This is a genomic window from Bordetella ansorpii (genome assembly GCF_900078705.1).
GTDB classification, from domain to species: Bacteria; Pseudomonadota; Gammaproteobacteria; order Burkholderiales; family Burkholderiaceae_B; genus Bordetella; species Bordetella ansorpii_A.
Genome location: NZ_FKIF01000002.1, coordinates 168,718 through 181,566, shown reverse-complemented (window position 1 = coordinate 181,566; position 12,849 = coordinate 168,718). Strand labels below are relative to the sequence as shown.

The window sequence follows — 12,849 nt, the reverse complement described above, 5'->3', positions numbered from 1 at the left end:
GGATGAGCGCTGCGGCACGCGCGGACGGAGTCAGGTCGTCTCGCGCCGCCTCAGCTCGAATCCCAGGTCCACGTGCCGTTGCGGCGGCGGCTCGTCCGCCAGATGCTGCAGCAGCATGTGCGCGGCCGTGGCGCCGATCTGCCGCCGCGGCGTGGTGATGGTCGACAGCGGCGGCATGGTCCAGGCGCTGCCGGCCAGATCGTGAAAGCCCACCAGCCCCATCGATTGCGGCACGGCGATGCCCAGGCGCGCGCACTGGAACAGCGCGCCTTGCGCCAGATCATCGTTGCACAGGAACAGCCCATCGCAATCCGGATGCGCCTCGCGCAACTGCGTCAGCAAGCGCGCGCCCAGGGCGATCGAGGTGTCCTCGGGGCTGCCGACTTCCAGCGCGGGATCGTACAGGCCGGCGTCGCGCAGGGCCTGGCGGCAGCCTTCGCGGCGGCGTACCGAGCGTGGGTCGGGATGCGCGCAGGCGATGCCGATGCGGCGGTAGCCGTGCTCGGCCAGATGGCGGCCGGCCGCGTAGCCCGCGTCGAATTGCGAGAATCCCACGCTCATCCCGGCGTGTTCGGCCGGCAGGAGGTCGATGGTGTGCACCGCCGGCACGCGATGCGTGCGCAGCAGCTTCCACGTGCCGTCGCTGTGGTCGATGCCGGTCAGGATCGCGCCGTCGGGCGCATGCTGCAGATAGGTGCGCAGCATGGTTTCCTCGGCCTGCGCGCCGTAGCCGGTGACGGCCAGCAGCATGTGATAGCCACGCACCTCGAGCACCTCCTTGAGGCCGGCGATGATGTCGATGAACACCTCGTTCGACAGCGAGGGGATCAGCACCACGATGGCGTGCGAGCGGGCCGACGCCAGCGCGCTGGCGGCGTGGTTCAGCACATACCCCATCTCGCGGCACAGTTGCTGGATGCGCTCGCGCAGCAGGGGGGTGACCTTGTGGGGGGTACGCAGCGCACGGGAAACGGTGATTGCGCTAACGCCGGCACGCGTGGCCACGTCCTGCATCGTTACACGGCCATTGCGGGTACTGCGGGGCTTCCTGGGGGGCATGCTGGGTGCTGCGGCTTGGCGCGGAATCAGTAGAGTCGTTATGACGTCAGCATATCCTACGTGTCGCTGGCCGCGACAGCCACGTTACAAAAGCGCCGCTGTTATCGCTAACTTCAGCCCCCGGGCCCGGTGTGTACACTCGAGGCAGGTGCCGGCCCAGAAAAACAGGTTGCGGCGGGCCGATTGCCGGCGCCTCTTCGTTCCCAACGAGAGAGGTGACTATGTCCGATTCCAATCGTCGGCTGCGCAGCCAGAAGTGGTTCGACGACCCCACGCACGCCGACATGACCGCCATCTATGTCGAGCGCTATCTCAACTACGGCCTGACGCGCGGCGAGTTGCAGTCAGGCCGCCCCATCATCGGCATTGCCCAGACGGGCAGCGATCTGGCGCCCTGTAACCGCCATCACATCGAACTGGCGAAACGCGTGAAGGAAGGCATACGCGACGCGGGCGGCATTCCCATGGAGTTTCCGGTACATCCGCTGGCCGAGCAGGGGCGCCGGCCAACCGCCGCGCTGGACCGCAACCTGGCCTACCTGGGGCTGGTCGAGATCCTGCACGGCTACCCCCTGGACGGCGTGGTGCTGACCACCGGTTGCGACAAGACCACGCCGGCGTGCCTGATGGCGGCCGCCACGGTCGACATTCCCGCCATCGTGCTGTCGGGCGGCCCCATGCTCGATGGCTGGCACGAGGGCCAGCGCGTGGGCTCCGGCACGGTGATCTGGCAGGCCCGCAACCTGATGGCCGCGGGCAAGCTGGATTATGAAGGCTTCATGGAACTGGCCACGGCCTCGTCGCCGTCGGTGGGCCACTGCAACACCATGGGCACGGCGCTGTCGATGAATTGCCTGGCCGAGGCGCTGGGCATGTCGCTGTCGGGCTGCGCCAGCATTCCGGCACCCTACCGCGAGCGCGGCCAGATGGCCTATGCCACCGGCAAGCGCATCTGCGACATGGTGCATGAAGACCTGCGGCCGTCGCACATCCTGACGCGCGAGGCCTTCGAGAACGCCATCGTCGCGGCGTCCGCGCTGGGCGCCTCCAGCAATTGCCCGTGGCACCTGGTGGCGATCGCGCGCCACATGGGCGTGGCCCTGACGACGGAAGACTGGCAGCAGGTGGGCGAGGACGTGCCGCTGCTGGTGAACTGCGTGCCCGCGGGCGAGTACCTGGGCGAGGGTTTCCACCGCGCGGGCGGCGTGCCCGCCGTGCTGCACGAGCTGTGCGCCGCCGGGCGCCTGCATGAGGACTGCATGACGGTGTCGGGCCGGCGCATCGGCGAGATCGCGCGTGCCTCGCCCGCGCACGACCGGCAGGTGATCCGTGCCTACGAGGCGCCGCTCATGCCGCATGCCGGCTACATCGTGCTGTCGGGCAATTTCTTCGACAGCGCGGTGATGAAGATGTCGGTGGTCGGCGAGGCGTTCCGCCGCACCTACCTGTCCGAGCCCGGCGATGAAAATGCCTTCGAGGCGCGCGCCATCGTGTTCGAGGGCCCCGAGGATTACCATGCCCGCATCGACGATCCCGCATTGCGGATCGACGAGCATTGCATCCTGGTGATACGCGGCTGCGGTCCGGTGGGCTATCCGGGCAGCGCGGAGGTGGTCAACATGGCGCCGCCCGCGGCGTTGATCAAGCGCGGGGTGGATTCCCTGCCCTGCCTGGGCGATGGCCGGCAGAGCGGCACCTCGGCCAGTCCGTCCATCCTGAACATGTCGCCCGAGGCGGCGGTGGGCGGCGGCCTGGCGCTGCTGAAGACGGGCGACGTCCTGCGCGTGGACCTGAACCAGCGCAGCGTCACGGTGCGGGTGGACGAAGATGAGCTGAAGCGCCGCGCGGCCACCATGCGCACCGTGGCGCCCGAGTCGCAGACGCCGTGGCAGGAGATCTACCGGACCATGGTGGGCCAGTTGTCGACCGGCGCCTGCCTGGAGCCGGCCACGCTGTACCTGCGGGTGGTGGAAACGCGCGGCGATCCGCGGCATTCGCATTGAACGCCGCGGCCGGGCGGGCGCATTCAGCGGATGCGGCCCCGCGCGCGTTGCTGGATGATGTCCTCGACGATGACCAGCGCCGCTTCCAGCGTGAATTCGCCGGCCTCGACGCGTTGCAGCACGTCTTCCACCGGCAGGGCGGCGATCTCCATCACCTCGCCGTCCCGGTTGGCGGGCTGCACGCCATCCTCCAGCACACAGGTGCTGACCAGCAGGTCTTCCACCTGGTAGCCCTCGGGCAGGCGGCGGTGCATGCGCAGGATGGTGCGCAGCGGTTCGCGGCCGCGCAGGTGGTGCGGGTCCAGTCCCGCCTCTTCGCCGCATTCGCGTTCCAGCGCCCGTTCCATGTCTTCGCCCGCGCCGGCCAGGCCGCCCACCAGGCTGTCCCACATGCCGGGGTCGGTGGACTTGCTGAGCGCGCGGCGCGCCACCCACATGCGGCCATCGGGCGTCCAGGCGCTGAGATGCACGGCCCGGGTCGGCAGGCCCAGGGGCCGCATGGCGGCGCGTTCGATGACCCCCAGGCGCACGTCCCCCGCCGTCACGTCCAGCAGTTCGTCGCGCCAGCCGCGCAGGCAGTTGGCGTCGCGCAGGGTCTGCGCCACCTGCGCCAGCACGGCGTCCAGCCCGGGCCCGGGATCCAGTCCGGGACCCAGCCTCAGCGCGTCGGACTCGATGGCGGCCAGGCCGGTTCCGCGCAGCGCATCGCATGCCGCGTGCGTCGCCCAGCCACAGCAATGGCCGGCGATATAGAGCGGACGCGCCAGTTGCGGCGGCAGTTCATGGGCGCGCGCGCCCAGCCGATCGTACAGTTGGGCCAGGCGCGAAGCTTGCTCGGTCGGGTCCTGGATGGCGGTGTTCTGCATGGCGCGGATTTTAGTGCAGCAGGCTGACATGGGGTTTTCGCCGAGACGCGATCCGGCCCCTCGACAGCCCACGGCCGGAGGTGTCCGCTATAATTTCGCGGTTTTCTTGTGAACTCGCGCGGAGTCGATGGGGTAGTCTTAACCCCGGCGAGTACCCGACGTCTAATAACAGTGCGCGAAAAACAGTGCCGGCAGCCGCTTTGCGGCTGAACAGGAGATACCGGACAACTGCGCGCCGTATCACGAGGTAAGCATGAAGAAGTGGAGAGGGAGGTTCCTGGGCGCCTGTGCCATGCTTCTTTGCACCGCCGCAAGCGCGCAGGTGCAGGACATGCCGGGGGGGCCGAAGGTCAATCAGCTGAACCTGCACGAAGGTGTCACACAGATGACCCGCGACGTGATGTGGTTGCACTGGATGATGCTCACGATCTGTATCGTGATCTTCGTCGGTGTGTTCGGCGTGATGTTCTATTCCATCTGGGCGCATCGCAAATCGCGCGGCCACCAGCCAGCCACTTTCCACGAGCACCTCGGCGTCGAGGTTGCCTGGACGGTCATTCCTTTCATCATCGTCATCGCCATGGCCCTGCCGGCCACGCGCGCGGTCGTCGCCATGAAAGACACTTCCAGCGCCGATCTCACCGTCAAGGTCACCGGCTACCAATGGAAGTGGGGCTACGAGTACCTCGATGGCGACGCCGCCGGCGTCAAGTTCCTCTCCAACCTGTCCACCCCTCGCGCGCAGATCGAAGGCCGCGAACCCAAGGGGCAGTTCTACCTGATGGAAGTCGACAATCATCTGGTGGTGCCCGTGGACAAGAAGGTGCGCATCGTCCTCACCGCCGGCGACGTCATCCATTCGTGGATGGTGCCGGACTTCGGCGTCAAGCAGGACGCCATCCCCGGCTTCCTGCGCGACACCTGGTTCCGCGCCGAGAAAACCGGCACCTACCGCGGGCAATGCGCCGAGCTCTGTGGCAAGGACCACGCCTTCATGCCCATCGTGGTCGAGGTGAAGTCGCAGGCGGACTACGATGCCTGGGCGGCCGAGCAGAAGAAGAAGCTGGCCGCCAACGCCGACGATCCCACCAAGGAATGGACTCAGGCCGAACTGATGGCCCGGGGTGAAAAGGTCTACACCGCCAACTGCGTGGCCTGTCACCAGGCTACCGGCAAGGGCGTGCCGGGCTCGTTCCCCGCGCTCGATGGCGACCCCACCGTCATGGGGCCCAAGGCCAAGCAGATCGAGACCGTGCTGAAGGGCCGTCCCGGCACCGCCATGCCGGCCTTCGGTCCGCAACTGAATGACGTCGAGATCGCCTCGGTCATCACCTACACCCGCCACGCCTGGGGCAATGCAGGCAAGGGGCAGGATCCGGTGGTGCAGCCGAAGGACGTCACGGCGGGGCGCTGAGCACCGCGCTTTCCTGGCAAGAACACAGTTTCCCGAGACAGAAACACGCCGCCGGGCCTCTGGACCGAGCCCGGCGATCAGCAGGAAGGAGTCCACCATGAGCAGCGTCACCGCAGACCACGTGTCGCCCGGCCATCACGGCCACGGTCACGATGATCACCACCATCCCATCCCGACGGGTTGGCGTCGCTGGCTGTTCGCGACCAACCACAAGGACATCGGGACGATGTACCTCATCTTCTCGTTCGTCATGCTGCTCGAGGGCGGCACGCTGGCCTTGCTGCTGCGCACCGAGCTGTTCGAGCCGGGCCTGCAGTTCTTCCAGCCCGAGCTGTTCAACCAGTTCACCACCATGCATGGCCTGATCATGGTGTTCGGCGCGATCATGCCGGCCTTCGTGGGCTTCGCCAACTGGATGATCCCGCTGCAGATCGGCGCCTCCGACATGGCGTTCGCGCGCATGAACAACTTCAGCTTCTGGCTGCTGCCGGTGGCCGGCCTGATGCTGACGGGCTCGTTCTTCGTGCCCGGCGGCGCCACCGCCGCGGGCTGGACGCTGTACGCGCCGCTGTCGGGACAGATGGGCCCGGGCATGGACCTGGCCATCTTCGCCGTGCACATCATGGGCGCCTCGTCCATCATGGGCGCCATCAACATCATCGTCACCATCCTGAACATGCGCGCGCCCGGCATGACCCTGATGAAGATGCCGCTGTTCTGCTGGACCTGGCTGATCACCGCCTTCCTGCTGATCGCCGTGATGCCCGTGCTGGCGGCCGCCGTCACCATGGTGCTGACCGACCGCCACTTCGGCACCGGCTTCTTCAACGCGGCCGCGGGCGGCGACCCGGTGCTGTACCAGCACGTGTTCTGGTTCTTCGGGCACCCCGAGGTCTACATCATGATCCTGCCGGCGTTCGGCATCGTGTCGGCCATCGTGCCGGCCTTTGCCCGCAAGCGACTGTTCGGCTATGCCTCGATGGTGTACGCCACCGCCGCCATCGCCGTGCTGTCCTTCATCGTGTGGGCGCACCACATGTTCACCACCGGCATGCCGGTGACGGCGCAGCTGTACTTCATGTACGCCACCATGCTGATCTCCATTCCCACGGGGGTGAAGATCTTCAACTGGGTGGCCACCATGTGGCGCGGTTCGATGACGTTCGAGACGCCCATGCTGTTCTCGATCGGCTTCATCTTCGTGTTCACCATGGGCGGTTTCACGGGGTTGATCCTGTCGGTGGCGCCCATCGACATCCAGGTCCACGACACGTATTACGTGGTGGCGCACTTCCATTACGTGCTGGTGGCGGGCTCGCTGTTCGCCCTGTTCGCGGGCGCCTACTACTGGCTGCCCAAGTGGACGGGCGTGATGTACAACGAGAAGCTCGGCAAGCTGCATTTCTGGTCGTCGATGATCTCGTTCAACGTCACCTTCTTCCCCATGCACTTCCTGGGCCTGGCCGGCATGCCGCGCCGTTACGCCGACTATGCGGCCCAGTTCACCACCTTCCACCAGATCGCCACGATCGGCGCATTCTGGTTCGGGTTGTCGCAGCTCATCCTGCTGTATGTGGCCGTCCGCAGCTTCGCCGGAAAGGGCGAACCCGCGCCGGCCAAGCCATGGGAAGGCGCCGAAGGCCTGGAATGGACCGTGCCGTCGCCGGCGCCCTTCCATACCTTCGAAACGCCGCCCGAGGTCAAGTAAGCGCCACGCGCCAGGAGCATCGCCATGGCCACGCCCGAGCAAAGCCGCCGCAACCGCAAGGCCGGTCTCGTCCTGCTGCTGTTCGTGCTGGCGGTGTTCGCCTGGACGATCTTCCGCGGCGCCGTGCTGCTGGCCGGCAAGCTGGGATAAGCAATGACCGAGCCGCAGCCGTCGCCGCCGCGCAAGGCCGGTTTCCTGCAGACGATGCGGGCGGTGCTGTGGGCGTTCCTGGGCGTGCGGCGCGGAACGGGGTACCAGGAAGATGCCGCGCGCCTGAACCCGGTGCACGTCATCGTCGCGGGCATATTGGCGGCGGCGCTGTTCGTCATCGGGTTGATCTCGATCGTGCGCTGGGTGGTGGCAAGTTCCTGACCTGAAGTCGTTGTATCGAAGCAATCGTCCGACAAATCAGAATTCGCAAGTACCAGGGAGAAGTCCATGAGTGCAAGCCACTCGGTTCATCAAGGCAATGAGGCGCCGTACTACTACGTCCCGGCCGATTCCAGGCACCCGGTGCGCATGGCGGTCGCGTTGCTGTTCATGGGCGTGGGCGCGGCCACGTGGGTCAACAGCGTCGGCTGGGGAAAGTGGGCCGTGCTGGTCGGCCTGATCGGGCTGATCTTCGTGATGTTCCAGTGGTTCGGCGACGCCATCCGCGAATCCGAAGGCGGCCTGAACAGCAAGAAGATCGACCTGTCCTACCGCTGGGCCATGAGCTGGTTCATCTTCTCCGAGGTCATGTTCTTCGCCGGCTTCTTCGGCGCGCTCTGGTATACGCGCACCGTCACCACGCCGTGGCTGGGCGACCTGGATCACCGCCTGATGCTGTGGCCCGATTTCCAGGCGGTGTGGCCCAACTTCGGTCCGGCGGGCGTGGTGGAGCACTTCCAGACCGTCGGCCCGTTCTGGCTGCCCACCATCAACACGGCGCTGCTGCTGTCCTCGGGCGTCACGCTGACCATCGCCCACCACGCGCTGCGCGAGGACCATCGCACCAAGACGCTGGTCTGGCTGGCCGCCACCGTCATCCTGGGCTTCATCTTCGTGGCCTGCCAGGCCCTCGAATACCACCACGCGTATACCGAGCTGAACCTGCGCTTCGACTCGGGGGCGTACGGCTCGCTGTTCTACATGCTGACGGGGTTCCACGGGTTCCACGTCATCATGGGCGCCACGATGCTGACGGTGATCTTCTTCCGCCTGCTGCGCGGCCACTTCACGGCCAACCATCACTTCGGGTTCGAGGGCGCCGCCTGGTATTGGCACTTCGTCGACGTGGTGTGGCTGGGCCTGTACCTGTTCGTGTATTGGATGTAGGCGGGCCATCGGCCACCGCCCTTGCGCGTCCGGACGTGGGTGTATCGTCAGGACCGCATGCGACAATGCCCCCGTTTCGGGGGCATTGCCTTGTTGGAACGGCCAGGCGCCGGCCCGGAACTTCGGCTCCGTGTCTTCATCTGATCCCGGTACTTTCGATCCAGCCCATGTGATGGGCGAACAGCACGAACAGGAACAGGGCCACGGACAGCCCGATACGCACGGTCAGGGCATTGACCGTCCTGTTGGTGCCTCCCTTGTCCTTCATCAGGTAAACCAGGGCCGAACCCAGGCTGACCAGGATGCCGATGAAGGCCACCACGACGATAATTCGCATTTTTGGGTCTCCTCCTGCGTGGAACGGAAATTATTGCAGACATGGCGCGACCGCATTCCTTTCGGCTGACCGTGGCGGCCTTGCTGCTGCTGGCGCTGGCCGCCGCGATCCTCGCGTCGCTGGGGCGCTGGCAATTGCACCGCGCCGACCAGCGCCGTGCCACGCTGGCGGCCATCGAGGCCGGCCGTGCGCAGCCGCCGGTGACGCTGGCGGCCGGCATGCCGGCCAGCGAACTGCGCGCCTGGCGTCCCGCGCAGGGGCATGGCCAATGGCTGCCCGCGCTGAGCGTGCTGCTGGAGAACCGCAACCAGGATGGCCGTCCGGGCTATTGGCTGGCCACGCCCTTGCTGCTGGAGCCCGCCCGGCGCCAGGCCGTGCTGGTGCTGCGCGGCTGGCTGCCACGCACGCTGGACGGCACGCCCCCCGCCGTACCGGCCGCTGCCGCCGGCGAACAGGACGTGACCGGCGAACTGGCGGTGCGCGTGCCTCGCGTGTTCGAGCTCTGGTCCTTCGGCCAGCCGCGCGCGGCGTTGCCGGCCCGCTTGCCCGCCAGCGGCGCCATGCCTGCCGTGCAGAACCTGGATCTCGCCGATTACGCACGGGCAACGGGCCTTGCCCTGCTGCCCACCGTGCTGATGCAGACGCGCGGGGACGATGCGCTGGTGCGCGATTGGCCCCAACCTTCCGTCGACTACAACCAGAACCTGGGCTATGCCATGCAGTGGTTTTCGTTCGCGGGCATCGCGGCGATCGCGTGGCTGGCCGTGGCGGTGCGCGCCTGGCGGCGTGCGCGGCGCACCGGTTCGTAACGCTCGCACCTCGCCCATGACCACGCCTTCCGTCCCGTCCCGTCCGCCAGCCAAGCGTTCCCTGATGCCGCTGGTGCTGGTGTTCCTGTGCGCGCTGGCGCCCATCGTGGCGGCCTTCGTCGTCTACTACAACCCGCAATGGTGGCCCGAGGATTCGAGCAACTACGGCGCCTTGATCCAGCCGCAGCGCGCGGCGCCCGCTCCGGATGCCCTGGCGCTGACCACGCTGGACGGCCAGCCGTTCGACCTGCGCAGCCTGCGCGGCAAGTGGGTGCTGATCAGCACGGACCAGGCCGCATGCCCGGAGTCGTGCGCGCGCAAGCTGTTCGTGGCCCGCAACAGCCACGCCAGCCAGGGCAAGAACGTGGATCGCGTCGCGCGGGTCTGGTTCATCACCGACGACGCCCCGGTCCCCGACAAGGTGCTAGAGGCCTACAAGGGCACGGTGATGGTGCGGGCCCGCGCCGACCAGTTGCGTCCCTTCCTGCAAGGCCCGGGCGGCGGCGCCGAATCGCTGCGGGCGCCCATCTGGCTGATGGACCCGCTGGGCAACCTGATGATGCAATTCCCGGCCGAGGCCGACGGCGTCCGGGTTCGCAAGGACCTGAGCAAACTTCTCTACCACTCGCGCATCGGCTGAAGATGGAACACGATCGCATCAAACTGCGCTACCGCAAACTCGTTTTCTTTACCTGGTTCCTGACGCTGGACCTGATCATGTTCGGCGCCTTCGTGCGCCTGACCGATTCCGGCCTGGGCTGTCCCGACTGGCCCGGCTGCTATGCCAGCGTCACGCCGATCGGCGCCATGCATCACATCGACGCGGCCTCGCAGGCGATGCCGTTCGGCCCGGTCACGCTGTCCAAGGCCTGGATCGAGATGATCCACCGCTACGTGGGCGCCACGCTGGGCCTGCTCATCATCGCCATCGTGGTCATGGCCTGGCGCCATCGTGCCCGATTGGGCCGCTCGCCGCTGCTGGCGACGGTCACGCTGGTGGCCGTGTGCGTGCAGGGGGCGTTCGGCGCCTGGACCGTCACGCACAAGCTGATGCCGGCGGTGGTCACCTCGCACCTGGTGCTGGGCCTGCTGCTGCTGTCGCTGATGACCTGGCTGGCGGCGCGCGAGCAGCCGCACCTGGCGCTGTCGGCGGCGGCCGCGCGCTGGCGGCCGTGGATGCGGGGCGGGCTGTTGCTGCTGCTGATACAGGTGACCCTGGGTGGCTGGGTCAGCACCAACTATGCCGCGCTGGCCTGCATGGACTTCCCCACCTGCCACGGCGCCTGGGTGCCCGAGATGGATTTCCAGGGCGGCTTTTCCATCATCCGGGGGCTGGGCGAACTGCCTTCCGGGGAAATGATCTCGCAGTCCGCGCTGACGGCCATCCATTGGGTGCACCGCAATTTCGCCTTCGTGGTGTTTGCCTACCTGGGCGTGCTGGGGTTCCGGCTGCGCACCGAGCCGGGCATCCGGACGCCGGCCACCCTGCTGCTGGGCCTGCTGCTGGCGCAGCTGTTGACGGGCCTGACCACCATTTTCTTCCAGTGGCCCCTGCTGATCGCCGTGTTACACAATGGCGGCGCGGCTGGCCTGACACTGGCCAGTGTGGTCATTTTGGTACGGTTGGCCTCGGCCGGACAACGGCCGGTACAGCCCGCCTGAGAGGGAGAATGGCCTGCCTGCGACCCTAAGTCGCACCCTGTTCCGGCATCGGCGGGTAAAATGATCAGGTTATGAGTACTGCCGTCGCTTCTTCCTCCGGACTTCTGCGTCAATACCTCGTGCTGACCAAGCCGAGGGTCACGCAGCTGGCCGTCTTCTGTGCGGTCATCGGCATGTTCCTGGCTACGCCGGGCGTGCCGCCGATGGATCGCGTGGTGTTCGCCACGCTGGGCATCTGGCTGCTGGCCGCCGCCGCCTTCGCCATCAACTGCCTGATCGAGCAGGAAGTCGACGCGCGCATGACGCGCACGGCGCGCCGCGCCACCGCGCAGGGCACCATCTCTTCCACGCAGGTGCTGGGCCTGTCGGGCCTGCTGGGCGGCGCGGGCATGCTCGTGCTGTACCACCTGGTCAATCCCCTGACGATGTGGCTGACCTTCGCCACCTTCGTCGGCTACGCCATCATCTACACCGTCATCCTCAAGCCGCGCACGCCGCAGAACATCGTCATCGGCGGCCTGTCCGGCGCGATGCCGCCGGCGCTGGGCTGGGCCGCCGTCGCCAATGCCGTGCCGGCCGAGGCCTGGGCGCTGGTACTGATCATCTTCATCTGGACGCCGCCGCATTTCTGGGCGCTGGCGCTCTACCGCACCAACGACTACGCCAAGTCCGGCCTGCCCATGCTGCCCGTCACGCATGGCCGCGCCTTCACGCAGTTGCAGATCCTGCTGTACAGCGTGGCGCTGCTGGGCTGCACCATCATTCCGTACGCCATCCGCATGAGCGGCCTGGTGTACCTGGCCAGCGCCCTGGTGCTGGGCGGCATGTTCCTGTCGTACGCCTGGCGCCTGTACCGCCACTACAGCGACGAGCTGGCGCGCCGCATGTTCCGCTTTTCCATTCTCTATCTGTCGCTGCTGTTCGCCGCGTTGCTGGTGGACCACTGGATCGGCCTGCTGGCCTGATCGTCGGCCGCAGCCAGACCCATCGGCCCGTTGGCCCCCACCGGAGACTCCCGCCTCATGTTCGCGTCCGCTGCTCGTCGTCGCCTGTTGCAAGCCTGCGCCGCCGGCGCGGTCGCCATCGCCCTGGGGGCTTGCGGCGAAGGCAAGCCGTCGTTCAAGGGCAGCGACATCACCGGCACGAAGCTGGGTAAAGACCTTGCGCTGACCGACCACAACGGCACCGCGCGCACGCTGAAAGACTTCGAGGGCAAGGTCAAGGTCGTGTTCTTCGGCTTCACGCAGTGCCCCGACGTGTGCCCCACCTCGCTGGTCGAGCTGGCCGACGTCATGAAGCGCCTGGGGCCCGATGCCGACCGCGTGCAGGTGCTGCTGATCACGGTGGACCCCGAGCGCGACACGCCCGAGGTCCTCAAGCAATACGTCACGTCGTTCGATCCCCGCTTCCTGGCCCTGACGGGCAATGCCGAGCAGATCCGCAAGGCGGCGGCCTCGTTCAAGGCCTATTACGCCAAGGTGCCGCGCAAGGATGGCGACTACACCATGGACCACACGGCCGCCTTCTACCTGATCGACGGCAAGGGCGATGCCCGCGTGCTGGCCAACAACAATATCGGCGCCGAGGCCCTGGCGCACGACATCAAGGCGCTGTTCTAGGCACGCCCCGGGGCGGCGTCCCGCGGGGCGCCGCCTGGCCTTATGCTGCTGCAAG

At 67.1% G+C, this 12,849-nt stretch carries 14 protein-coding genes; 11 read left to right on the top strand and 3 right to left on the bottom strand.

Annotated elements, in window-relative coordinates:
* Positions 1-30 precede the first annotated feature (30 nt).
* Positions 31-1,059, bottom strand: a complete 1,029-nt coding sequence (gene gntR, locus A6745_RS04480) for an HTH-type transcriptional regulator GntR (protein ID WP_066124218.1) — start codon at positions 1,057-1,059, stop codon at positions 31-33.
* Positions 1,060-1,280: 221 nt separating this feature from the next.
* Between gntR and A6745_RS04475 the strand changes: the two genes are divergently transcribed.
* Positions 1,281-3,062 carry an IlvD/Edd family dehydratase gene (locus A6745_RS04475; RefSeq protein WP_066124216.1) on the top strand — a complete coding sequence of 594 codons (1,782 nt, stop codon included), beginning with the start codon at positions 1,281-1,283 and terminating at the stop codon, positions 3,060-3,062.
* A 23-nt stretch (positions 3,063-3,085) separates the two neighbouring features.
* Here A6745_RS04475 and A6745_RS04470 read toward each other — a convergent pair whose 3' ends face one another.
* Positions 3,086-3,928, bottom strand: a complete 843-nt coding sequence (locus A6745_RS04470; RefSeq protein WP_082852888.1) for an NUDIX hydrolase — start codon at positions 3,926-3,928, stop codon at positions 3,086-3,088.
* 253 nt (positions 3,929-4,181) lie between these two features.
* On the opposite strand from A6745_RS04470, the gene coxB reads away from it, so the two are divergent.
* The 5 genes from coxB (at position 4,182) to A6745_RS04450 (ending at position 8,367) form a co-directional block, all read left to right on the top strand.
* The gene (gene coxB / locus A6745_RS04465; RefSeq protein WP_066124214.1) at positions 4,182-5,342 is read left to right on the top strand and encodes a cytochrome c oxidase subunit II; all 1,161 of its coding nucleotides are present in this window, start codon (positions 4,182-4,184) and stop codon (positions 5,340-5,342) included.
* A gap of 97 nt (positions 5,343-5,439) precedes the next feature.
* Positions 5,440-7,050 carry a cytochrome c oxidase subunit I gene (ctaD, locus tag A6745_RS04460; protein WP_066124212.1) on the top strand — a complete coding sequence of 537 codons (1,611 nt, stop codon included), beginning with the start codon at positions 5,440-5,442 and terminating at the stop codon, positions 7,048-7,050.
* A gap of 24 nt (positions 7,051-7,074) precedes the next feature.
* Positions 7,075-7,200 carry a cytochrome oxidase small assembly protein gene (locus A6745_RS29205; RefSeq protein ID WP_231885906.1) on the top strand — a complete coding sequence of 42 codons (126 nt, stop codon included), beginning with the start codon at positions 7,075-7,077 and terminating at the stop codon, positions 7,198-7,200.
* 3 nt (positions 7,201-7,203) lie between these two features.
* Positions 7,204-7,422: a DUF2970 domain-containing protein gene (locus A6745_RS04455; RefSeq protein WP_066124210.1), complete on the top strand. Its 219-nt coding sequence runs from the start codon at positions 7,204-7,206 to the stop codon at positions 7,420-7,422.
* A 66-nt stretch (positions 7,423-7,488) separates the two neighbouring features.
* Positions 7,489-8,367 carry a cytochrome c oxidase subunit 3 gene (locus A6745_RS04450; protein ID WP_066124208.1) on the top strand — a complete coding sequence of 293 codons (879 nt, stop codon included), beginning with the start codon at positions 7,489-7,491 and terminating at the stop codon, positions 8,365-8,367.
* Positions 8,368-8,503: 136 nt separating this feature from the next.
* Here A6745_RS04450 and A6745_RS04445 read toward each other — a convergent pair whose 3' ends face one another.
* Positions 8,504-8,704, bottom strand: coding sequence for a twin transmembrane helix small protein (locus A6745_RS04445; RefSeq protein WP_066124206.1), 201 nt, complete (start codon positions 8,702-8,704; stop codon positions 8,504-8,506).
* A 41-nt stretch (positions 8,705-8,745) separates the two neighbouring features.
* Between A6745_RS04445 and A6745_RS04440 the strand changes: the two genes are divergently transcribed.
* The 5 genes from A6745_RS04440 (at position 8,746) to A6745_RS04420 (ending at position 12,794) form a co-directional block, all read left to right on the top strand.
* On the top strand, positions 8,746-9,513 hold the full coding sequence (locus A6745_RS04440) for an SURF1 family protein (RefSeq protein WP_066124204.1): 768 nt from the start codon (positions 8,746-8,748) through the stop codon (positions 9,511-9,513).
* A 16-nt stretch (positions 9,514-9,529) separates the two neighbouring features.
* On the top strand, positions 9,530-10,153 hold the full coding sequence (locus A6745_RS04435) for an SCO family protein (protein WP_066124201.1): 624 nt from the start codon (positions 9,530-9,532) through the stop codon (positions 10,151-10,153).
* Between the two features lie 2 nt (positions 10,154-10,155).
* Positions 10,156-11,175: a COX15/CtaA family protein gene (locus A6745_RS04430; RefSeq protein ID WP_066124199.1), complete on the top strand. Its 1,020-nt coding sequence runs from the start codon at positions 10,156-10,158 to the stop codon at positions 11,173-11,175.
* Positions 11,176-11,246: 71 nt separating this feature from the next.
* Entirely contained in the window at positions 11,247-12,140 is an 894-nt protein-coding gene (cyoE, locus tag A6745_RS04425) for a heme o synthase (RefSeq protein ID WP_066124197.1), read from the top strand.
* A 57-nt stretch (positions 12,141-12,197) separates the two neighbouring features.
* Positions 12,198-12,794: an SCO family protein gene (locus tag A6745_RS04420; RefSeq protein WP_066124195.1), complete on the top strand. Its 597-nt coding sequence runs from the start codon at positions 12,198-12,200 to the stop codon at positions 12,792-12,794.
* Positions 12,795-12,849 lie beyond the last annotated feature (55 nt).